The organism is Qipengyuania sp. ABI-127-1 (genome assembly GCA_022953095.1).
Classification (GTDB): domain Bacteria; phylum Pseudomonadota; class Alphaproteobacteria; order Sphingomonadales; family Sphingomonadaceae; genus Qipengyuania.
Genome location: JALJCR010000001.1, coordinates 1542005 through 1564454, shown reverse-complemented (window position 1 = coordinate 1564454; position 22450 = coordinate 1542005). Strand labels below are relative to the sequence as shown.

20 protein-coding genes are annotated in these 22450 nt (G+C 63.0%); 6 read left to right on the top strand and 14 right to left on the bottom strand.

Features of this window, described 5'->3' with window-relative positions; translation table 11 throughout:
- Positions 1 to 6 precede the first annotated feature (6 nt).
- A complete protein-coding gene (locus MUY37_RS07705) occupies positions 7 to 636 on the bottom strand; it encodes a class I SAM-dependent methyltransferase (RefSeq protein WP_499194765.1) in 630 nt (209 codons plus the stop codon).
- Between the two features lie 144 nt (positions 637 to 780).
- Here MUY37_RS07705 and MUY37_RS07700 point away from each other — a divergent pair, with 144 nt between their 5' ends.
- Entirely contained in the window at positions 781 to 1803 is a 1023-nt protein-coding gene (locus MUY37_RS07700; RefSeq protein ID WP_499194764.1) for a D-alanine--D-alanine ligase family protein, read from the top strand.
- Positions 1804 to 1809: 6 nt separating this feature from the next.
- A complete protein-coding gene (locus tag MUY37_RS07695; protein ID WP_499194763.1) occupies positions 1810 to 2994 on the top strand; it encodes a sugar-transfer associated ATP-grasp domain-containing protein in 1185 nt (394 codons plus the stop codon).
- 102 nt (positions 2995 to 3096) lie between these two features.
- On the opposite strand, the gene MUY37_RS07690 is transcribed toward MUY37_RS07695, so the two are convergent.
- Entirely contained in the window at positions 3097 to 3822 is a 726-nt protein-coding gene (locus MUY37_RS07690; RefSeq protein ID WP_499195130.1) for an SDR family NAD(P)-dependent oxidoreductase, read from the bottom strand.
- 213 nt (positions 3823 to 4035) lie between these two features.
- Here MUY37_RS07690 and MUY37_RS07685 point away from each other — a divergent pair, with 213 nt between their 5' ends.
- The 4 genes from MUY37_RS07685 to MUY37_RS07670 all read left to right on the top strand — a co-directional run bounded on the left by MUY37_RS07685 (position 4036) and on the right by MUY37_RS07670 (position 7210).
- Positions 4036 to 4818 carry a succinate dehydrogenase iron-sulfur subunit gene (locus MUY37_RS07685; RefSeq protein WP_499194762.1) on the top strand — a complete coding sequence of 261 codons (783 nt, stop codon included), beginning with the start codon at positions 4036 to 4038 and terminating at the stop codon, positions 4816 to 4818.
- Positions 4818 to 5288: a PaaI family thioesterase gene (locus tag MUY37_RS07680; protein ID WP_499194761.1), complete on the top strand. Its 471-nt coding sequence runs from the start codon at positions 4818 to 4820 to the stop codon at positions 5286 to 5288. Before MUY37_RS07685 ends, MUY37_RS07680 begins: the two co-directional genes overlap by 1 nt.
- The gene (gene zapE, locus MUY37_RS07675; RefSeq protein WP_499194760.1) at positions 5285 to 6397 is read left to right on the top strand and encodes a cell division protein ZapE; all 1113 of its coding nucleotides are present in this window, start codon (positions 5285 to 5287) and stop codon (positions 6395 to 6397) included. Before MUY37_RS07680 ends, zapE begins: the two co-directional genes overlap by 4 nt.
- Before the next feature lie 114 nt (positions 6398 to 6511).
- The gene (locus MUY37_RS07670) at positions 6512 to 7210 is read left to right on the top strand and encodes a pirin family protein (protein ID WP_499194759.1); all 699 of its coding nucleotides are present in this window, start codon (positions 6512 to 6514) and stop codon (positions 7208 to 7210) included.
- 127 nt (positions 7211 to 7337) lie between these two features.
- Here the strand turns inward: MUY37_RS07670 and MUY37_RS07665 are convergent, their stop codons facing one another.
- From MUY37_RS07665 to MUY37_RS07610, 12 genes are all read right to left on the bottom strand, one after another.
- Complete coding sequence (locus MUY37_RS07665) at positions 7338 to 9236, bottom strand: XrtA/PEP-CTERM system amidotransferase (protein ID WP_499194758.1); 1899 nt, start codon at positions 9234 to 9236, stop codon at positions 7338 to 7340.
- 12 nt (positions 9237 to 9248) lie between these two features.
- The gene (gene xrtA, locus MUY37_RS07660) at positions 9249 to 10238 is read right to left on the bottom strand and encodes an exosortase A (protein ID WP_499194757.1); all 990 of its coding nucleotides are present in this window, start codon (positions 10236 to 10238) and stop codon (positions 9249 to 9251) included.
- Positions 10228 to 11451 carry a TIGR03087 family PEP-CTERM/XrtA system glycosyltransferase gene (locus MUY37_RS07655; RefSeq protein WP_499194756.1) on the bottom strand — a complete coding sequence of 408 codons (1224 nt, stop codon included), beginning with the start codon at positions 11449 to 11451 and terminating at the stop codon, positions 10228 to 10230. Before MUY37_RS07655 ends, xrtA begins: the two co-directional genes overlap by 11 nt.
- A 1-nt stretch (position 11452) precedes the next feature.
- Positions 11453 to 12514 (bottom strand): FemAB family XrtA/PEP-CTERM system-associated protein, encoded by a 1062-nt coding sequence (locus MUY37_RS07650; RefSeq protein ID WP_499194755.1) that lies wholly within the window; start codon positions 12512 to 12514, stop codon positions 11453 to 11455.
- Positions 12511 to 13365 (bottom strand): XrtA system polysaccharide deacetylase, encoded by an 855-nt coding sequence (locus MUY37_RS07645; RefSeq protein ID WP_499195129.1) that lies wholly within the window; start codon positions 13363 to 13365, stop codon positions 12511 to 12513. Before MUY37_RS07645 ends, MUY37_RS07650 begins: the two co-directional genes overlap by 4 nt.
- Positions 13366 to 13397: 32 nt before the next feature.
- The gene (locus tag MUY37_RS07640; RefSeq protein ID WP_499194754.1) at positions 13398 to 14612 is read right to left on the bottom strand and encodes an XrtA/PEP-CTERM system-associated ATPase; all 1215 of its coding nucleotides are present in this window, start codon (positions 14610 to 14612) and stop codon (positions 13398 to 13400) included.
- 13 nt (positions 14613 to 14625) lie between these two features.
- Positions 14626 to 16296: a preprotein translocase subunit YajC gene (locus tag MUY37_RS07635; RefSeq protein WP_499194753.1), complete on the bottom strand. Its 1671-nt coding sequence runs from the start codon at positions 16294 to 16296 to the stop codon at positions 14626 to 14628.
- A 4-nt stretch (positions 16297 to 16300) separates the two neighbouring features.
- Positions 16301 to 17335 carry a P-loop NTPase family protein gene (locus MUY37_RS07630; RefSeq protein WP_499194752.1) on the bottom strand — a complete coding sequence of 345 codons (1035 nt, stop codon included), beginning with the start codon at positions 17333 to 17335 and terminating at the stop codon, positions 16301 to 16303.
- A 14-nt stretch (positions 17336 to 17349) separates the two neighbouring features.
- Positions 17350 to 18867, bottom strand: coding sequence for an XrtA system polysaccharide chain length determinant (locus MUY37_RS07625; protein ID WP_499194751.1), 1518 nt, complete (start codon positions 18865 to 18867; stop codon positions 17350 to 17352).
- A gap of 15 nt (positions 18868 to 18882) precedes the next feature.
- Positions 18883 to 19527: an XrtA/PEP-CTERM system exopolysaccharide export protein gene (locus MUY37_RS07620; RefSeq protein ID WP_499194750.1), complete on the bottom strand. Its 645-nt coding sequence runs from the start codon at positions 19525 to 19527 to the stop codon at positions 18883 to 18885.
- Between the two features lie 162 nt (positions 19528 to 19689).
- On the bottom strand, positions 19690 to 20916 hold the full coding sequence (locus tag MUY37_RS07615) for a pyridoxal-dependent decarboxylase, exosortase A system-associated (protein ID WP_499194749.1): 1227 nt from the start codon (positions 20914 to 20916) through the stop codon (positions 19690 to 19692).
- The gene (locus MUY37_RS07610; RefSeq protein ID WP_499194748.1) at positions 20913 to 22427 is read right to left on the bottom strand and encodes an acyl-CoA ligase (AMP-forming), exosortase A system-associated; all 1515 of its coding nucleotides are present in this window, start codon (positions 22425 to 22427) and stop codon (positions 20913 to 20915) included. The genes MUY37_RS07615 and MUY37_RS07610 overlap by 4 nt, the downstream gene beginning before the upstream one ends.
- Between the last annotated feature and the right edge of the window lie 23 nt (positions 22428 to 22450).

The window sequence follows — 22450 nt, the reverse complement described above, 5'->3', positions numbered from 1 at the left end:
CGACCCTCAGGCTTTCCGCGCCACGCCCCATTCCATCCAGCCCATGATCCTGGGGGCTTTCTTCAGATAGGCCTGACCCAGCGGCTCCACCGCGAATCCCGCCCCGCGCAGCGACGCGCCGATCGGTCTGCTAAGGTGGCATCCCCCGGCCAGCGGGCTCCACACCGGCTCTATCCGTTCCTGCCAGCGCGCCACTGCGGCATCTGGAGCACGCCCGTGCTCGAGGAACAGCAACTGCCCGCTCGGTGCGAGAATTCGGCGGATTTCCGATAGCACACGCGCGGGATCATCGACCGAACACAGCGTATAGGTACAGACAACCGTGTCGAAAGACCCGTCGGCGAACGGGATATCTTCGCCTACCCCTTGACGAAAGTCGGTTTCCCAACCCTTCGCCAGTGCCCTTGCGCGCGCACCGTCAAGCAGCTTCGCATGCGGATCGATCCCCGCAAAGCTGGTCACCTTGTCACTGTCGTAGAGCGCCTGGTTGAACCCGCCGCCACAGCCGATTTCGAAAACCCTTCCCTGTGCCAGCGGAACAACTTCACGGCGGCGTTTCTCGATCCCTTCCTGCCCACAAGCAGCCGTCACGAGGCGGGGCATCACGTGGCGATCGTACCATTTTCTCAAGCCCACCGAGCAAGTCCCTCCGATTGCGCGACAATCCGACGCTATCGACATTTGCGCGCACAGCAAGTGCTAACTTGTCCGCTACAAAGTTCTGGTGGAGCCGGGACCGTGGGACTAAAGGCGCGCCAAAACCACCACCAACGGGCCCACATGAACACTCGCATCGAACCTTTGCGCATTCCCGAAGAAGCCAAGCAGCGCATCCGCACGCTGTTCATGGCCAAGCACGCCCTGTTCGGCGGCGGGATGCACCCCGAAGACGGCAATCACGCGATATATCACCACGAAGTACGCAGGACACTGGAAGGTCTGGGGCTCAATCTCGAGCTTGCCAACCAGTATGAAGTACTCTTCGAAAAGCCGGACGTCGATTTCGTGTTCCCGTTGCTCAATCGAGGGGGCTTCGTGAACAGCGAAATGCTGATCCCGATCCTGTGCAACAAACACGGCATTCCCTATCTCGGCGCAATGCCCTTCCTGCGCGGCCTGGGCGACGACAAATCGGTATCGAAGCTCGTCTGCGACCATGCCGGAGTGTCGACCGCACCGTGGTTCTGCTATCGCCGCGGAGCACCGGTTCTGGAAAAGAACCTTCCCGCCAAAGATGCCGGAAGGTGGGTTATCAAGCCCAACGCGTCTTCGGCTAGCTGGGGGATCACCGATGCCCACGACTGGACCGAAGTTGCCAATGCCGTGTGGCACATCCACACCGAAGGGCACGATGCCATCGTCGAACCCTATCTCGACGGCTACGACGTCCAGTGCGCCTTCATTACGATCGACGACGAACCGATTGCGCTTCCGATGCTGTGGTACGAGCGCGAGGACACGCAGCGGCTGTGGACCTATTACGAAAAGCGCGATCTCGTGCGGAACACCGAGAAAGCCGCCCTCAAGCGCTTCGATGATCCGGAAATCGCCCCCAAGATCGAAGCGATGGCAAAGAAGGTCGCGCGCGAATTCGTCCCGTTCGATTACGGCCGGATCGAATTCCGCCTCGATCTCAAGACCGGCGACATAAATTTCATCGAGATCAATCTGAACTGCAACCTGTGGTCGGAGAAAGTCATGGCCAAGGCAGCATCGCATGCCGGCTTCAGCCACGCCGATCTTCTGGAAACTCTGCTGGCGGAAAGCTGGCGGCGCGAGGGGCTCGTTTCAGTCGGAAACTGACGATCGATGAAACGGCTATACGATCTCGTCCGGCTGAACCTCACCCTTTTTCCGGGCATCGTAAACTATCGCTCTGCCGCTTTCCTCGATCCGTATTACGCCCGGATGCAGCAGCGCCAGGGGCCATTGCGGATTGCCCTCAACGCTGTGTCTTATACGGTCTTCCGGCTGGTCATCATCCTGCGGGCGCGCAAGGTTGCGCGTCGATGGGGATGGAGCAAGCTTCGCCGTGCCGAGGCGGTGCGGATCTGCCTTACCCGGTTTGCCGACCCCGGCGATGTCGCCCTGTACGACATTCGCGACGAAAGCGGCTTCGATACGGTCATGCGCCGGTTCGAACATGTCGGGGTGAGCCGCGCGATTGCCAATCCGGCGACCGATCACGATCGCGCGATTACCGACAAGCGAGAATTCTATCGCGTCTGTACGCGGGCTTGCCTGCCCCACCCCCGCGTCCTTGCCGAGCGCTCCAAGCGCGACGGCTGGAAGCTCGTTCAGCAGCCCGGTGCCGGGCCAATCCTGCTCAAGCCGATCAGAGGATCAGGGGGTGCGGGAATCGAGATATTGGCCTCCTGCCCCAGCGACGGGGACCCCGCCGCCATCCTGCGGATGCTCGAAGAAGCGAAAGAAACCGGCGGGTGGGTAGCGCAGGAACTGCTTCGGCCTCATCCCGATATTGCGGACATCGCGCTCGACGCCCTGCCCACAGCGCGCATAACCACAATTCTCGACGAGCACGGCGAACCCGAACTGGTTACCGCGGTTCTCCGTCTCGCGGCACAGCCCGGCGTCATCGTCGACAATGCGCATGCCGGCGGTATCTTTGCCGCCATAAACTTCGAAACGGGCGAATTGGGACTGGCGAAATACGCCACGGCACCGGGCGAATTCGACCGGCATCCCGCGAACGATCGTCCCATTACCGGCAGGCGGATCCCGGATTGGCAGGTACTCAGGCGGCTTGCCCTTGATGCGCATGGCGATCACTTTCCTGCGCATGTTCAGATTGGCTGGGACGTTGCGCCGAGTAACCGAGGCCCTATGCTCATCGAAGCGAATGCACGGCCGAATGTCCGCGTACCCCAACGCGCCACCGGCATGGGCATCGGCGCAACGCGCCATGGTGAACTGATCCGCCACCATCTCGAAAATCGCACCGCGGCAGGACGACGTTTTTTAACCGAGGCCTGAACCGGTGGACCCGGCCGTATGTGAGAACCGAGATACCCTCGATATGTGCACGGCCGAACGCATTCCCGAATTTCGCGCCCATAAACTCAAAGAGAATCCGGGCTAGGCTGGTACCTCCTCGCCCTTCCAGTCGAAAACACCGCCGCTGTCTCTCGGCGCCAATCCGTCGAGCACCTTGAGCAAGTTCGCGGCCGCGGCGTTTGGAGCTATCAGTTGTCCATCCGGCAGGTTGGATTGGAACGGTTCGGACAGGCACGTGTCGACAGTGCCGGGATGCAATCCCGCGACCACCGCCTGCTGATGCGTCCGGCCCAGCTCGATCGCGAAGTTCTTCAAGAGCATGTTGAGAGCCGCCTTGCTTGCCCGGTAGCTGTGCCAGCCCCCGAGCCGATTGTCCGAAATCGAGCCGACCCGCGCCGATAAGGCGGCGAATACGGCACGGTCCCGGCGCGGCAGCAGGGGCAGGAAATGTTTGGCGATCAGGGCCGGCCCGATAATGTTGAGCCGAAAGACGGCTTCCATCGCCTCAGCATCGATTTGCTTGAAAGAGCGTTCCGGCCCTTTCCCATTGTCCAATGTCAAAACGCCGCTGGCCACTATAACGAGATCGGGCGGCGTTGCCGCCAGCTCCGAAGCCATTGCCGCGATCGAGACTTCGTCGGTCAGGTCGAAGGTGAAACCGCGCATCCGCTTGTCGCGGAAAAAGCCGGAGCGACTGCCCGCCCATACCTCCACCCCCCGATCCGCCAGTGTTCCGGCCAGTGCCGCGCCGATACCGCCGCTCGCGCCGAAGACGGCAGCGCGCCGAAATGTTGTTTGTGCATCCATCTCATCGACATAGACCCATGGGATGGTCTGCGGGTTCCTCTCCGCGCAGAGGATTTCCAGCGATTGCCATGCCCGGCGGCCCTTTCGCCTCAAGCGGGCTTGCCGCCTTCGATCCCGCAGCAACGGCATTGCCGCAATCGCGTCATAGATGGCCTTGCGCCCCTCGCGTGAACCGCTAGATGGGGTGCGCAGAGAAACAGGACCGAAAGCGTAATGGCGACCTTCACCCTTCCGAAGAATTCGAAGATCACCGGCAAGAGCCGCGCCCACAAGGCAGATGGCGGTTCGCGCATCCGCAAATTCAAGATTTACCGCTACGATCCCGACAGCGGCGAAAATCCGCGCTACGACACGTTCGAGCTCGATCTCGATGAATGCGGCCCGATGGTCCTCGATGCGCTGTTCAAGATCAAGAACGAGATCGACCCGACGCTGACGTTCCGCCGGTCGTGCCGCGAAGGCATTTGCGGTTCGTGTTCGATGAACATGAACGGGAAGAACGGTCTCGCCTGCACCACCGCGATCGAAGACATAAAGGGCGAGGTACGCATAACCCCGCTGCCGAGCATGGACGTGATCAAGGACCTCGTGCCCGACTTCACCCATTTCTACGCGCAATATGCCAGCATCCGCCCCTGGCTGCAGACAGTATCGACCACGCCGAGCGGTAAGGAACGCCTGCAGTCGCCCGAACAGCGGGAAAAGCTCGACGGCCTCTATGAGTGCATCCTGTGCGCCTGCTGCTCGACCGCGTGCCCCAGCTATTGGTGGAACAGCGACAAGTTCCTCGGCCCGGCGATCCTGTTGCAGGCCTATCGCTGGCTGGCCGATAGCCGCGACGAGATGACCGGCGAGCGGCTCGACCAGCTCGAGGATCCCTTCCGCCTCTATCGCTGCCACACGATCATGAACTGCGCGAATGTCTGCCCCAAGGGCCTCAGCCCGGCCAAGGCGATCGCCGAAACCAAGAAGATGATCGCCGAACGCGCGATCTGATGACCAGGCTCCCGGACGAGGTCTTCGAACATGGCCCAGACCCGGAGAACCCGGGCTGGCGTCACTGGAACCTGAAAGACCAGACGCTGTTCAACGGCGCGGTGATGGGCAAGCTCATCACCCGTATCGACGATGACGGGAAGGCGCGGCTGCGCATGTTTCCCGAACGGCGCCACGAGAACCTGCAGGGCATCATCCACGGCGCGGTCACGCTCTCGCTGATCGACATCAGCCTGTTCACCACCATGCACACTATCGGCACCGGCAATGCGGGGCCATCGGTGACGGTCGAGCTGTCGACCCAGTTCGTCGGCGGTGGCAAACCCGCCGAACCGCTCGATGCGGTATGCGAAATCGTTCGCGAAACCGGCAGCATGGTATTCGTGCGCGGGACGGTCGTGCAGAAGGATCATACGGTCGCCAGCTTCTCCGGTATCGTGAAGAAGATGAAGCGCCGCATCGCCACATGACCGGAATGCTCGCCCGCTACGAGCGCCTCGTCGCCGCGGGCGAACTACAGGCCGATCCCGACCAGCGGCGCGCCGCCGAACGGCTCGACCGGCTGCAGAAGGAATTGGAGGCGGAAACCAGCGGCGGGCTGCTGGCGCAGCTCTTCCGGCCCAAGAAAGCACGACCCCAGGGCGTCTACATGTGGGGTGGTGTCGGTCGCGGCAAATCGATGCTGATGGACCTTTTCGTCGAGACGCTGGGCATTGACGAGAAACGCCGCGCGCATTTCCACGAATTCATGCTCGAAGTCGACCGCCGTATGCGCGCCCGGCGTGAGAGCGATCCCGGCGATCCCACGGGCAAGATCGCGCGCGACATCGCAGCCGATGTCCGGTGTCTCGCCTTCGACGAAATGGTCGTCACCAACACCGCCGATGCGGCGATCATGGCCCGCCTTTTCATCGCGCTGATCCGCGATCAGGGGGTGACCATCGTCACCACCAGCAACCGCCCGCCGCGCGATCTCTACAAGGACGGGCTCAACCGCTCGCTGTTTCTGCCCTTTATCGATCTGGTCGAAGCCGAACTGGACGTATTGCCTCTCAACGGGCCGACCGATTATCGGCTCGACCGGCTGGGCGACATGGCGACCTGGCACTCCCCGCTGGGTGATGAAGCGACCGCGCAGGTGCGCGAGGCTTTCTTCCGCCTGACCGATTATAAGCCCGAGGATGCCGAGCACGTGCCGAGTGCGGAGCTGGAGCTTGGCGGGGGGCGCACGATCCATGTGCCCAAGAGCCTCAAGGGCGTCGGCGTGTTCAGCTTCAAGCGGCTGTGCGGCGAGAACCGAGGCGCGGCCGATTACCTTGCCATCGCGCATGCCTATCACACGGTGATCGTCGTCGGCATTCCCACCCTGTCTCCCGACAACCGCAATGAAGCGATCCGCTTCACCAAACTGATCGATGCGCTGTATGAAAACAGCGTGAAGCTGTTCGTCACCGCTGCCGCAGAGCCGGAAGACCTTTACACCGCAGGCGATGGTGCCTTCGAATTCGAACGCACCGTCAGCCGTCTCAAGGAAATGCAGAGCGCGGACTATATGGCGCGGGGCCACGGCCTCGCCTAGCCTCGCCTAGTCTGGCGAGAGGGCGGTGCCACGCGGGATACTTGACGGCTTTCTCGCGGTCCCCACATCGGATGCATTCCGGCGTAAACACCCCGCCGATGCGAGACCAGAATCATGATAGATATTCGTCCCTTCGCTTCGCTGGGCCATGCCGAGCACGGCTGGCTCGACGCGCGGCACCATTTCAGCTTCGCCAGTTATCACGATCCCGACCGAATGGGCTGGGGCAGCATCCGCGTGTGGAACGACGACACGATCCAGGCGCAGACCGGCTTCCCCCCGCATCCGCATCGCGACATGGAAATCGTCACCTTCGTGCGCAAAGGCGCGATCAGCCACCGCGACAGCCTGGGCAATGAAGGCCGCACGGCCGCTGGCGATGTGCAGGTGATGAGCGCGGGCACCGGTATCACCCATGCCGAATACAATCTCGAGGTCGAAGACACGACGCTGTTCCAGATCTGGATCATTCCGGATCGCGCGGGCGAGAAGCCGAGCTGGGGTCAGCGCGAATTTCCCAAGGCCACGCGTGAGGGCGGCTTCGAAGTTCTCGCCAGCGGGATGCCCGAAGCCGACGATGCCCTGCCGATCCGTACCGATGCCAAGGTGGCAGCGGCCACGCTTTCCGTCGGCCAGAGCGCGACCTGGACCACTTCGGGCGAGCGGCACCAGTATCTTGTCGCTCCCAAGGGCCGCGTGAAGATCAACGGGCACGAAGCGCAGCCGCGTGACGGGATTGCCGTGACCGGCGAGACCGAGATCGTGGTCGAGGCTCTCGAAGACGCTGAAATCGTGCTGGTTGACGCGCGTTAGCCCGTTCCACCTATTTCCCTTCGTCGCCCCAGACTTGATCCGGGGTCCCGCTCTTCTTAGCGGCCTAGCGCTCCGCCACAAGGAAGCGGGACCGCGGCTCAGAGGCCGGGATGACGGTGGTTCTTGATTATCCCGTGGGTCCCAGATGCCGGAGCGAGCGCTCCAGCATGAGCAATTGCCACAGCACCCGGCCGTGATCCGAACGGCCCGAGATGTGATCGTCCGCAAGGCGTGCAAGCGCCTTGCGGGCGAACCACCCGCTGCCCGTCAGAAGCTCGCTCGATGCGACCGCCCTGGCTTCTGCGGCCAGCGGACCGCGAAACCATTCGGCCAGCGGAGTCACGAAACCCTGTTTCTGGCGATAGAGGATGTCCTCGGGCAGATAGCGTTCCATCGTGCGCTTCATCAGCCATTTGCCGGTTGCTCCGCGAACACGCTGGCGATGCGGCAGGCGCGCGCCGAATTCGATCAGCCGATGGTCGAGCAGCGGCTCGCGCGCTTCGAGCCCCACGGCCATGCTGGTGCGGTCGGTCTTGGTCAGGATGTCGCCGGGCAGCCAGAACTTGAGATCGGCATATTGCGCCCGGTCGAGCCCGCTGCGCGCAGGAGCATCGCGCATCAGCTTCTCGAACGGCTGCTCCGCACGGTACTCGCCGCGCTCGCGCAGCAGAGTCTCGCCATAGAGCCGGTCGCGTTGCTCGGGCGCGAGGATCGACAGGGCACGCGCATAGCCCGCTTCCCCGCTCGCGGCGAGTGACAGCAGCGTCGTCTTGGCGCGCAGCGGACGCGGCGCCCAGTCGGCCTTGGGCCAGAGCCGACCGAGCGTGCCGAACAGCGGTTGGCGGATCGGGCGCGGAAGCACCGAACGCGCCTGTTCCTCGCGCGCGTGGAACAGTTGACGGCGGTAGCCGGCGAAAGCCTCGTCCGCCCCATCTCCCGACAAGGCGACGGTGACATGCTCGCGCGCCAGTTCGCAGACACGCAGAGTGGGCAGCGCGCTGGCATCGGCAAAGGGTTCGTCGAAGATTGCGGCGATCCGATCGATCTCGCCGAATTGATCGGCCGATACGATGCGCTCGTGATGGTCGGTGGCGAAGAGTTCCGCCACTTGCCGCGCATATTTCGTTTCATCGACGCTTTCGACGTCGAAGCCGATCGAACAGCTCGTCACCGGTGTTGCGCTCGCCTCGCTCATCAGCGCGACGACCGAAGAGCTGTCGACCCCGCCGGAGAGAAACGCGCCCAGCGGAACGTCGGCAATCATGCGGCTTGTCACGCCCTCGCGCATCAGGTGCAGGAGCTGGGCCGACAGGTCCTCGGTCCGTCCCTTCTCGCGGTCGGCGAAACTCACATCCCACCACTGTCGCGGCGGCCCCGGCTCGCGGCCATGCTCGAGCAGGAGGAAGTGGCCGGCCGGAAGCTTCTCGACGCCTTTCAGCATCGCGCGGTGATCGGGAACATAGCCCCACGTCATATAGTCCTCGATCGCCAGCGGGTCGATTTCGCGCCGCAGGAGGGGATTGGCGAGCAGACCCTTCATCTCGCTGGCAAAGGCGAGCGCTCCGCCTTCGAGCCGCGCCATGTAGAGCGGCTTTACGCCCAACCGATCGCGAGCGAGAAATAGCTGCCGCTTGTCGAGATCGTAGAGCGCGAAGGCGAACATGCCGTCGAGGCGCGATAGGCAATCGGGGCCCCACTTCTGCCAGGCGGCCAGGATCGTCTCCGTATCGCCGTCGGTGCAGAACTGCGCCCCGCCCCGCTCCAGGTCGCGACGCAATTCGCGGTAATTGTAGATTTCGCCGTTGAAGACGATCACTGCGCGCCCGTCGGCCGAATGCATCGGTTGCGGGGAGCCTTCGAGGTCGATGATCGACAAGCGGCGATGGCCCAGCCCCACGCCGGGCGCGGTCCACACTCCGCTGCCATCGGGGCCGCGATGGGTAAGCGCCTCGGTCATCCGCTCGACCCGTTTGGGATCGACCGGCTTCACCGTTTCGTAATGGAAAATCCCCGCGATCCCGCACATATGCGCGAGGACCTAGACGAGTCGGCCGAGCACGGCAAAGACCAATGCGGTCGCCAGCACCGCGCCAAGGACGAGCGGCGGGCGGGCAGGCGTGCCCTCTAGCCGCCGAACAAGCGACATGGCGGCGATCGCATCCGCGCTCCAGCCCGCTTCTTCAGGCTCGCGCTCGAACCAGCGCCAGGCCACGCCGAGCACCAGCGCGATGACAATGCCGAAGAAGACCCAGCCATAAATGATATGGTCGAAACTGCCTGCGGCCTCGGCGCCGACATATTGGGCAAGGAAAATCGTCCCCCATGCGCGGATCCCGTTTGCGATGATCGGCACCACCACGCAGGCGAGCATGAACCACAGCCGACGGCGCCAGCTCGCAAAGCAGGTATAGGCCACCAATACGCCCAGGGCGATCATGGCGATCAGAAACTTCACACCCGAACATTCCTCGGCCACGATGAACAGCCCGGCGGGCGTATCGATGTGAATTCCGTCGGCAACTGTCTCAATCCCGCTCCATCGGGTGAGCGCGGTTGCAATTTCCGCCGTGACATACTGCAATGGCGGAATGATCTCGTCACCGAAGGGGACGAGAAACGCCATATAGGCGAGAGGAAACGCCAGTAAGAGGCCCGCGCGCAAGCCGAGAATACCGAGCGCCGCCCCCTGGAACGCCGCGACGACTCCGGCTTGCGCGATCAGATTGATGTCTGCGATCCGACCCGCGAGCCAGAGGGTCATGCCCATGAAAAACCAGGCAAGGCCCGGCAACCAGCCCGAAGGCTCCACGCGCCGCAGCTCGTCTCCCCTGATCCAGACCAACCACACAATAATCGGCGGGATCAGCAGAATGTGGCTGTAGGTATCGATATCCCACCATTGATGCGCCATTTCCGACCATTCCGGGAACGCGACCCAGAAAAGGGTGGCCCATGCAACGGCAAGCAAGGCGAGGGGCCGGCCCCAGCTCGAGCTAGCACGGCGCTCCAAAGCGGCTTCAGGCGGCATGGGTTGCACTGTCTTGCGGGGCGATCACTTGCGCAAGCTGTTTGTGGATACTGTCCCAACTCATGCGGTCGATCACGAACTGACGCGCCGCTTGCCCCATCTCCAGCCGTTTGTCCCGGTCGCGAAGAAGGGCCTCTATCCGCTCGATCATCTGTGGGGGATCGGGTGGTGCGATGGCGAAGTGCCGGTCATTCTCGGCAGCGATGCCGGTAGCCGCGCCTGGGGTCACGACAACGGGTTTCGCCATCGCCATCGCTTCCAAAACCTTATTCTGAATTCCGCGCGCGATAAGGAGCGGTGCTGCAACGAGATCGGCCGATTTCAGGTAGGGTCTGACATCCGGCACTTCACCCCACACGCGAACCCCGTTCTCGCCATGCCTTTCTCTAAGGGCTGCCGTCGGAGCCCGCCCGACTATGTGGAACCGCGCCCGCGCATAGGTACGGCGCAGTGCAGGCATGATGTTCTCGATCATCCACTCAGCGGCTGCCACATTGGGAGCGTAATCCATCTGGCCCGTAAAAACGAGTTGCGGGTCTTCGCATTCTTCAAGATCCGGGTGAAGGCCCACCCGAGCGGGATCGAAAAAATCCGCATCAATCCCGTTGCCCAAGGTCTGCAATGCGACCTGCCGCGTATCCGATAGCCTGGAACGGAACAGCGCGACTTCGCTATCGCTGATCAACAGCGTCCTGTCGGCGCGTTGGGCCAGCCTTTCCTCCTCGCGCGCGAGCAGCCTTCCCTCGCGCCGGTTCAGCCAGCTACGCTGTCCGGCTGCGGCATAGGCTTCGAATTTGGCGCTATCGACATCGCACAGGTCGATAATGACGCGACCGGCATAGTCGCCGGGGATGTACTGCCCCATCTGGCCGGAGAAGACGAAGACCGTATCGATCTTGTGATTGCCCAGCGTCTTGGCGACGTAGCGGTGCATGGATTCGTGATCGAAAGCGGTCAGGCTGACAGGCCTGTGCTGTATCAGGGCCTCCACCCCCGCAAAGGGAAGCGGTTTTTTGCGCTGAATCAGCGCATGGGTCTTCGCGATCGCAGCCAGTTCGCCCTTCTGCGCCATGTCCTGCGGCGTTTCCGCGAAGGCCCCCACATGAACCGGCCCGAGCTTGGCCAGCCCCTTGAGTAAATGATGCGAACGAATCTTGTCCCCCCTGTCCGGAGGAAACGGAACCCTATGCGCCAGAAACAGGAATTCGCTCATCTCAGCCCAGCCCGCGCGCGATCCACGGCCCCAGCCGATTGGCGATCGGGAGCGGCAGACGCTTCCACAGCGCAATTTTCGCGGAATAGCCTTCGTCGGTCGGGTCGACATTGCGCGGCTCTGCACCCGGAGGTGTCCACGTGTGATAGGTCAGTGGTTCGGGATCGAAACCCCAGTTCTTCTTGAACGCATAGGGGCCACTGCCGGTTTTCGAACGCCCGAAGTCGAACCGCGTGCAGCCTTTGCGCCGCGCGTGGCACATCAGCTCATAATACATCCGCTCATTGGCACGCAGGCTCCGCGCGGCCCACTTGCCCCCGCCCCAAAAAGGCATCACTGCCCCATCATGGTAAAGCGACAGGACGCTGGCGACAGGCGTGCCATGGTGGCTGATCGTCAGGATATCCGCATCCTGCCCGAACATATCCAGCACCGCATCGAAGAGCGCGCGCGGAAAAACCGGCGTTCCCAGATTGCGCACGCTTTCCGCATAGACCGCATAATGGTCTGCACGGTCCTCAGAACTCTGACCGATGCTGACCTCCAGGTCATTCTTCAGGCCCTTGCGCACCTCGGCTCGCGCCTTTCGCGGGATGGCCAGCAACTGTGCCTCGTCATCCGCGGCGAGATCGGCGGCGAAGCCTGCATGCTTGCCAGCAATCGGGTGCCATGCGCGAGGCGCGGGTCCGCCGCGTAGCTCGACACTGGCTGCCGCACGGCGAATGGCCAGTTCTTCCGCAGCGCGGCACAGCCCATCAACGTCCTTTTCGGTCTCGGCCAGCACTCCTCCTCCGACGCCAAACCCGCTCGAAACCAGAGCCCGGCCGAATAATGGGGAGTGAACATCGGAAAGCGGCAGCCAGCCCGTCAGCTCCCCTCCCCGCTCGATCACGAGCCCGAGCGCGTCGTTTCCCGTCCCTCGCTCAATCGCGAGCAGCCACAGCGGACGCTGGAAGGCGTTGCCATGGTGCCGGGCGACGAAGCGCTCGATCCGCGCGATTTCGTCCGCATCGCCAAGCTCGGCCTGCCGTATGGAGGCCACATGAGAGATCGGCGCATTCATGCCGACCATTCCCGGCTACGCGCCTTCTCGCGCTGGGCGAGCTCGTCCATCCGGCCCCAGGCGAAATCACCAAGTAACCTGGAAAGCTTGCCCTCCATCTTTGAGAGGTTGGTGTAGTGCCGCACGCGCGAGCGCAGCGGTGCTCCGCCAACCCGCGGTTGGTCGGGATCGACCTCCCAGGGATGGAAGTAGAACACGGCCGGATGGCCCTCGCGGTTGACCTGTCCGATCGCCCAGCGGCTGAAACCATAGGGCAAGACGCGGAAGAAACCACCGCCGCCCGCAGCCAGGCGCTTTCCCTTCAGCAGCGCCGTGGTCACCGGGATTTCGACCAGCTCGCTGCCCACGACAGGGCGGAATGCGAAGCGCGGAGCCTCTCGCCAGCCATAATGATCGTGCACCACTGGCGCCACGCTGGATGAGTAGACGTAACCTTGTTCGGTCAGAATATCGTGTGCCCAGCGATTGCGCGCGTCGATCGAGAAACTGGGTGCGCGATAGCCCGTGATCGGCTGACCGCCTGCATCCTCGAGAATGGCGCGGGCTTTGGCGAGATCCTCGGCAAACTCGGCAGGCGAGAAGGTGAAGACGCGCGTGTGGTCATAGCCATGGCTCGCCAGTTCGTGACCACGATCGACAATCGCGTGCATGGCGGCCTTGTTACGCTCGGCCACCCATCCAAGCGTGAAGAACGTCGCCTTGACGCCCGCTTCATCGAACAGGTCCAGGATCCGTGCGACATTGTCTCCCACGCGCAGTTCGAGACCATCCCAGTCTTCGCGCGAAATGGTGTTTTCGAACGCGCCGACCTGAAACCAGTCTTCAACGTCGACCGAAAGACCGTTGACGATCGTGTTGTCGCTCAACGCCCCCTCCCCCGGCTTCAAGCCGCCACGCGCGAACCTTGCGATTCGAAATAGTCGATCATCATGGTCAGGACGTGGCGGAGCGAGCGCTCCTGCTCCTCCAGCCTGGCTTCTATCGACGCGAGCCGCTGGCCCACATCTTCGGGCAGATCGTCCGAAGCATGGCTCGCACGGAGCTTTTCGACCTCGCGGCGAAGACCGGCCATATGCTTGTCGCGCTCGGCGAATGCGGCTTCGATCGCTTCTATCTGATGGTCGAGAAGACCCTTCGCCCGGACATCATCTTCCCCGCTCGTTACAGGGGTGAGTTCCCGCTCCATTCGCGAATGCTGGGCTTCGTCGCGTGCCCGCGCGATCGCTTCGGCGGCCGGGAGATCGCGGTCCGGGCGCGGCTTGGCGGCATGGGTATCGACCGGCGCCGCATCGCCGCTCATCTCCTCGATGACGGCGTCGAGCATTTCGCCATCGAGCAAGGAGCGTTCTTCGACAGCCCCCAGCAACAGCAAGCGGGTCATGACCTGATTGACTTTGCGGGGAATCCCGCCTGTGGCCTTGTGCAGAGCGACCCAGATACCGTTTTCGATCTCGGGATTGCCTTGCCAGCCGACATGGGTGAGCCGGTGTATGACATAGGGCTCGATCTCGCCCGGCTGCATCGCTTCCAGGTGGTGCGCCGCGATCACACGCTGACGCAATTGTTCGAGTTCGTCCGATTGGGCGAGAAGCTGCTTGAACTCGGGCTGCCCCAGAAGAAGCGTTTGCAGCAGCGGGTGCGAACCCAGTTGGAAATTCGACAGCATGCGCAGTTCTTCGAGCGCTCCGATCGACAGATTCTGCGCCTCGTCCACGATCAGCAGCACACGGCGGCCATTGCGCGCCTCCTCGTGCAGGAACAGTTCGATGGCCGCCAAGTCCGCCGCCTTGTCGCGTCCGGTGACATCCAGACCGAAGCTGCGCGCCGCGACATGGATCATCTCTTCTCCGTCCAGCGCGCTGGTGACCACCTCGCCCACCGTCATGCGTTCATCGTCGAGCTTCTGCTTGAGATGCGCCACCAGAGTCGATTTACCCGACCCGACCTCGCCGGTGATGACGATGAAGCCCTCGCCCTGATTAAGGCCGTAGCCGAGATAGCTCAGCGCCTTCTTATGCGTCAGGCTTTCGAAGTAGAACGCCGGATCGGGCGTGAGCTGGAAGGGCCGCTCGCTGAAGCCATAGAATTCCTCGTACATCGAACAGGTCCTATCAGAAATCGTAACGCAGGCCGAGCAGGGCCGATGCTGTCGTGAAATTGTCGGGAGCGATATCGCTGTCGAGCGTCGAGATCGCCACGGCGGCGCGGGCCGAAAGATTGCGCATGACCTGTTCGGTATAGCTAGCCGAACTGCCGATAGACCGGACATCGCCCACTCCCGTCGTCCCGCTGTCGAACCAGTTGGCGAAAGTGTTGATCGAGAAGGAACCCCGTTGGCCCACCGGCCCGGAAAGACCGGCGGTGACGTAGTAGCTTTCATCGACGATACCGTCGGCAAGGGCCAGCACCGTGCCCGGCGCCCCGATGAATTTGCGGCGGTCGTAGCCCGCTCCGATACCGGCAGTCATCCGACCGATTTGCCGGGAATAGCTGGCGGTGACGCCGCGTCCGCGAAACACGGATGATCGCACCGACCCGAGCAGACCGTCGAGACAGCCGCTACCGTCGAGCGTAGCCACGCAGCCGGTGATCTCCCCGGTCACGGGGTCGCGTGTGACGGTGAAATCGGTCGGTAGCTGCGCCAGCGCGTTGTTGAGACGTCCGCCGAAGCCCTGAATGCCATCGTAAACGCCGATTTGCAGATTGCTGCGACTGCTCGGTCGCCAGCTGAAGTTGCCGTAGAAAGTCTCGCTGTCGTAGCGATGGCCGAAATGCGCCTCGAGCCGGGTCCGGCGACTGGGGGTCCAGACCACGCCGACATCCCAGATCAACCCGCTGGCCTCATAGGCGATGATGCGCGGGCTCGATTCGTCGGTGATGAAACGACCGTCGCTGCCGATGACAGGGTCGCCTGCCGCGTCGCGCACGGCATCGCGGCTCGACACTTCGACATCCTCGACCCCGGCCCCCGCCACGATTGCCAGAGTCGGGCTGATCGGGACGGTCACATCGCCGCGGACATAGGCATCGCGCACGCGCTGGTCGAGGTTGGAAACGTCCTCCTGATAATACCCCGCGCCGACGCCAACGCCGACAGGAAGGGGTTGCCCCGGCCGCGTACCCGCGCGCACCGTTGCGCTGTGCGTCACGCTTTCATCGAACAGATCCGCCTGGGTTCCGCCAGCGGTGACGAAATCGGGGCCGTCGACGCGGGTATAGCCGATACGGTAATTGGCGCTGATATCGACATCGCCCGCCCGGGTTTGCAGATTGGGACCCGCATAGACCGAATAGGTCTGCGTCGAAAAATCGTCATCCACCGTGGGATTGATGACCGAGCGCCCCTGGGCATCGACACGTGTGCTGCTGGCCAGCCCCCCGGCCTCGACCGTCAGGACGCGCGGCACGATGGAGGCATACCCCCGCGCGATACCGGTCAGAGTATCCGAGTCCGCACCGTCCGACTGGTGCGCGAAGTTGCGTTCGTAGCGCAGCGAGACACTGCCGCCATTGTTGCGCCCGACGATCGAGGCGTCGACGCCGGCGGCAAGCTGAGTGTAGGTTACGATGTCGCTGCCCGGCGAAATCTGCCAGCTCGCGATCGAGTTCGCCTCGATATAGGGATCGATGCTCGTCCGCTCGCTGGCGAAGGAGGTATCTCCGGCCTCGCCCTCGTCGTTATCCGCTCCCCGATAGGATTGCGCGTGCGAAGGCGTGGCATGGAACAGCGCTGCCACCAGAACGGTTGCAGCCAAATGATGGAACTGTGCAGGGCGGGCCACGGGCTTACTCCCCATATCCGTAATAGCTGCCGAACTTCCGCCCACTGGGGCTGAAAGTCACATCGTTGAGCAGCAGCTTGATGTCCGGGCAGGCGGATAGGAGATCGATCGCATCGTCCAGCGCCGCTCTGCCGGTCATGTCGGCCCGTGCGACCAGCAGAGCCTGTCCGACATGCTTGGCCAGTTCCGCGGCTGGTGTCGCCGCCAGAGCCGGCGGGCTGTCGAATACGACGATCCGGTTGCGAGCGCCGCGCGTCAGGCTGTTCAGGACGGTCCAGGTCCGCTCGCTGGCGAGATACTCGCTATCCCGGCCCGTGCGTTGACCCGCCGGTAGAACCCACAGGCCCGGAATATCCGTCCCGACCACGACATCCTCGATCCGGCTGGCCGGGTCGGCGATCACGTCCATGAAACCCTTGCCCGCGCTAAGCCCCAGCTTGTTCATGATCGACGGCTTGCCGAAATCGGCATCCACCAGAAGCACTTCCAGATCGCGCTCGCCGGCCAGGGCAATTGCGAGGTTGAGTGAACAGAAGGTCTTGCCCTCGTTCGGATGGGGGGAGCAGACCAGCACTCGGCGGGCCAGTGGCGTGCCTTCGGTTTTCGCGGATGCGAGAACCTGCCGCTTCACGATGCGGAATTCCTCAAGCAGAGTCGAAGCGCCGCCATCGGGATCGATCAGCCCTTGTTCACGCAAGAGCGACCGAACGACTTCCCGCTTCGGCCCGGAAAAGGTCACATCTGGGGTTTTCGGCTCGGGGGGCTCCGCCGGCGTCGCGTCCGCAGATGGCGCCGCCGATGCGGCCTCGCCGATCCAGTCCGATGCGCGGCGTCGCGGCGTTTCGCGGGAGGTCGCCGAGTCGGCGGATCGCCGCTTCGGCGCGAACTTCTTCGCCTTTTCGTCCTCAAGCTTGTCCGGAACCGATGCCGGCGACAGCTTGTCCAATCCGAACAGACCGCTGGCGCGCTCGAGGAGCGACCCACGCTTGGCCTTCTTATCGTCTTTATCGGACGGAACGATATTGCTGGGCTTGTTCACTGGCACGTTCCCCCTCAGGCCACCGATCCGACCTGGACGATTTCAACGACCAGCAACAGAAAACAAATCCCCGCCAGCCCCCCGACACCCGCGAGAAACTGCTTCAAACGCAATTTTTCGTGCTGGCGCGCAGCTCGCGTCATCGACCGCGAGATCGTTCCGATGACCGGCAGGTCGAGCGTGCGCTCGAGCTTGTCCGCCGTGGTGAAGCTCGAATTGAGTTGCCCCATCACGAACGCCACCCCTGCCCCGGCACCGAACCCGACGATCAGGACGCCCAGCAGCAGCAAGGGCCGATTGGGCGCCGCCGGATTGCGCGGTGCGGTCGGCGGGTCGATCACCTCGAACTGGAAAGCGCTGCGTTCGGTTTCCACCTGGCCGCGCAGGCGCATTTCCTCACGATCTTTCAGCAGCTCGTCATATTTGTCTTTCAGCACCTCGTAATCGCGGCTGATACGATTGGCTTCGGCGGCCACGGCCGGCTCATCGGCCTGAGCTGCGATAAGGGCGGAAATGTCGGACTGAAGCGCGGCCTTGCGCGCCTGTAGCGCCTGGACATTGGCCTGCCGCTCCGCGCGGATCGATTGCAGCGAGGTATAGGCCGGATTAGGCGATCCTCCGGCACCGGCCGGCTCGCTCGCCGCCTGGTCCCGCAGCGCGGAAATCTGGCGCTGGATCGCCTGGATGTCAGGATGGCTGTCGGTGAGCCCGCGGGCACGCATGGCCGCCAGTTGAGATTGCGCCTGCATCAAAGCACCGCGCGCACCGCCACTGTTGGCCGTCATAATGGTACGCGGCGTGCTGGCGATCTGGCCGTTGATCGCTGCCAGGGCGCTCTGCGCTGCGGCGATATCGGCGTCGATGCCGCGCATTTCCGTCCGCATGCCTTGCAGTCGACCGGTCACGGTCCCGCTGCCGCCGATCAGGTCGGGGTACTGCGCTTCGAAGGCAAGGCGGCGCTGCTCGGCGGCCTCGAGTTCGCGTTTGCGATCGTCCAACTGCTCGTCGAGGAAGGCGATGGTATCCGCCACATCGCCGCGATTGCCGGCGATGTTGGATTCGCGGAAGATATCTATCAGGCTCTGAACGACATCACGCGCAAGAGCCGCGTTTTCGGCGTCGCTCAAGCTGGATTTGCCGATCGTCGCGGTAATTTCGAACAGATTGTCCTGCTCGCTTTCCACGACGATAGTCTCGGTCAGGTCCTGCACCGCGCTTTGCATTTCGGCGTCGGTCGCCACCTTGTCGCCCAGCTTGGTATCGTGCACCACGCGTTCGAGATTGACAGCGCTGATCAGCGTCTGCCGAACCTTGGTGATCGCCTGCTTGCCGTCGCCCGAAATATCGAGCTGTTCGGACAACACATCCTCCAGCTCGACATAGATCCTCGCGCGGCTCTCGTAGCTGTTGGGAATGAAAGCGACCGCGAGCCAGCCGAGAATGCAAACGGCCCAGGCCACGGCAAGCGCAACCCAGCGCCGGTTCCACACCGTATGCAGCGCGCTGCGAATCTCGTCCAAGACTTCCTGCATGCCCCCGCGATCCCGTTAGAACGTGCTTTCCGGGATGATGATAACATCGCCCGGCTGGAGAAGCACATTTGCCTTGCTGTCACCGCGTTTCAGCAGGTCGGTCAGGCGCAGCGCGTATTCCCGCTGGCGGCCGAGCTGCTTGTCGAACCGGATGAGCTTGGCGCGGTTGCCCGCAGCGAATTCCGAAAGGCCCCCAACCGCGATCATCGCGTCGAGGACCGTCATGTTCGCACGATATGGCAGTGATGCAGGCTGGGCCGTCGCGCCCACGATACGGACTTGCTGGCTGAACGTGCCGGCAAATTCGTTGACGATGACCGAAACCAGCGGATCCTCGATATACTGGCTGAGCTGGAGGCGAATATCCTCTTCGAGCATCGAAGGCGTTTTGCCGACGGCAGGCATGTCCTTGACGAGCGGGATCGTGATCCGGCCATCGGGCCGAACCTGAATCTTTTCCGCGCCCAGTTCGGGGTTGCGCCAGACATGGATCGTCAACTCGTCGAGCGGGCCGATGACATATTCCTCGCCCGGGCCTTCCTGCATCGCCACGAAGGTTGCCGGGGGAAGCTCCGTACCGCCCCCGCTCGCGCAGCCGCCAAGCACAAGCGTGGAAGCGGCGCCTCCGGCGAGAAGCATGGCAGTTCGAGTGAAGCGCATCGATCGTTTCCCTGGCATGGTCGGGGGTGTGCGGCACGCAGAATGCGCCCGCTATTCCCGAGGTTTGGAACGACTATTGCCCGGAAAAGGTGAACATACCGTTAGTCATACCGCGCCAAACCCGCGGAAATCCCGGATTTGGCGGGTCTTACCACGGGCAGTTCAGACAAGCATTTCGATTGCCGGACCCTGTCCCAAAAAGGCACTCGGCGAGGCGCTCGCGCCATATGCGCCGGCGCAGAACACCGCGACGATGTCGCCTGCCGCCGCGCGGGGCAGATGCGCCTTGTCGGCGAGCCGGTCGAGCGGCGTACACAGGCAGCCGACCACGTTGACGATCTCGTCTGGCTCGGCATCGAAGCGGCTGGCGATGGCAACGGGATAGTTGCGCCGCACCACGGTTCCGAAATTCCCCGACGCGGCGAGCTGATGATGCAGCCCGCCATCGGTAACCAGATAGGTCTCGCCATAACTATCCTTGCGGTCGACGATGCGTGTCAGGTAAACTCCCGCCTCGCCAACGAGATATCGGCCGAGTTCGACAAAAAGGTCCGCTTGCGAAAGGGTTTCCGGCAAGGTCTCGAAGCGATCCTCGAGCGCGGCGCCCACAGCTCCGATATCGAGCGGCTCGTCGCCCGGAAAATAGGGAATGCCGAAACCCCCGCCCATATTGAGCTTGGGTAGCATAACGCCCGCCTCGCGCGCCAGGCGGTCGGCGCAATCGAGCACCTTCGCCTGCATGTCGATGACTGCGTCGGCAGAGAGCGCCTGACTGCCGGTGAAAATATGCAGTCCGCGAAAATCGCAACCGGCGGCAGTGATGGATCGGATGAGTGTCGGAACACGCTCCGCATCGACCCCGAAAGGCTTGGCCCCCCCGCCCATCTTCATGCCCGAGCCCTTGAGTTCGAAATCGGGATTGACGCGAACGGCGAACCGCGGGGTTTCACCAAGCCGCTCGGCAATCGCCAGCGCGCGTTCAGCTTCGTTCTCGCTTTCGAGATTGAGTGTGACACCGGCAGCGATAGCGGCTTCGAGTTCTTCGTCACGCTTGCCCGGTCCGGCGAAACTCACCCGCGACAGATCGAAGCCGGTCGCCCGTACCATCTCCAGCTCTCCTCCCGAGGCGATATCGAGACCGTCCGCGAAACTGGAAACATATTCAAGAAGTGGTGCGAAGCTATTGGCTTTAATTGCATAATTTATCTTCAAGCGATCCGGAATTGCGGCGCGTAATTCGGCGAAGCGACGCGCGATCCGCTCGCGTGAGTAGACGAAAAGCGGCGTGCGCCCGGCCCGCCCTACAAGGTCGCTCACAGGCGTATCGCCAATGGCCAGCTCTCCGTCGATCGCCTCGAAACCGGCGGGAATGGGGCCGAGCGGCTTCATGCGCCGATCTCCGCCGCAATCGCGGTGCGATCGATCTTGCCATTGGGGTTGAGCGGCAACGCATCGCGCCAGTGGATCACATGCGGTTGCATGAAATTGGGAAGCTCCTTCTGCAGTGCCCTGGGCAGTGCCGCTTCGGGTTCGGCGGCATCTCGCGCCGGACGCACCACGAGATGGATGGCATGGCCGAGCCGCTCGTCCTCGACGCCGAGCGCGACCGCTTCCGCGACGAGTCCGGTGCCCAGCGCCGCGCTCTCGAGCTCTTGCGGACTTATGCGATTGCCCGAACTCTTGATCATCGCATCGCGTCTGCCGACGAAGTAGAGCAGGCCATCCGCATCGCGCGTCACGCGGTCGCCCGACCAGACGGCGGTTCCGCCATATTCGGACATAGCGGGCGCGGCTTTGAACCGCTCGCGCGTGCGCTTCCCGTCCTGCCAATAGCCATGCGCCACCAGCGGCCCGCAATGTACCAGCTCTCCTTCCTGGCCGGGTTCGGCCAGCGATCCGTCATCGGCGATCACGAGGATCTCGGCGAAGGGAATGGCCCAGCCCATCGATGTCGGATGCGTGTCGACGAGCGTCGGATCGAGATAGGTGGACCGGAATGCCTCGGTCAGACCATACATAGGAAAAATGCGTGTTTTCGGGAAGATGGACTGCATATCACGCACGAGTTCCAATGTGAGCGCGCCGCCCGAATTGGTCAGCCGACGCATTGAGGACACCGCCTCCGCAGGCCAGGCCAGATCGGTAAGCTGCGCCCAGAGCGGCGGTACTGCGGCGAGCGTGGTCACGCCATGCTTGCCGCAAGCCTTGGCGACATCGCGCGGGAAGAGATAGTCGAGCGGTACGACGCAGCCACCTGCATACCAGGTCGAAAGCAACTGGTTCTGGCCGTAATCGAAGCTCAGCGGCAGCACGGCCAGAGTGACATCGTCGCTTTCCATGCCGAGATAATGCGCCACGCTGACCGCACCCAGCCACATATTCGCGTGGCTCAGCATCACGCCCTTCGGCTTGCCGGTCGAGCCGCTGGTATAGAGGATCGCGGCGAGTTCTTCCGGGTCGTGGCTGGAGAGGGGAAGTATCGTATTTTCGGTTTCGGCCAGACTGGAAGTCTCCGCCTCATCGATGGCCACGCAGCCCGGCGGTACATCTCCGTGTTCCAGCGAGCCCAGGCGCGCCTTGGTCCCTATCAGGAGCGCTGCACCGCTATCGCTCAGGATATGCGCCACTTGCGCGCGTTTGAGCAGGGGGTTGATCGGAACATGAACCAGCCCGGCCCGCGCCGCGGCGAGTGGAAGCAGGCAGGTCAGTTCGCCCTTGGCGGCCCAGCTGGCAACCCTGTCTCCCTTGTCGAGCTTGCTCGCCAGCCATCCCGCCAGCCTGGCGACACCATTCCTCAACTCCTCATAGGTAAGCGTGCGGTCGCGCAGCGCCAATGCAGGCGCCTGTGCACTCCCGCGCTCGATCAGTTGATCGAGCGGATAGGGCGTGGGATCAGGCATTAACGCTCCTCAGCGAAGGAAAT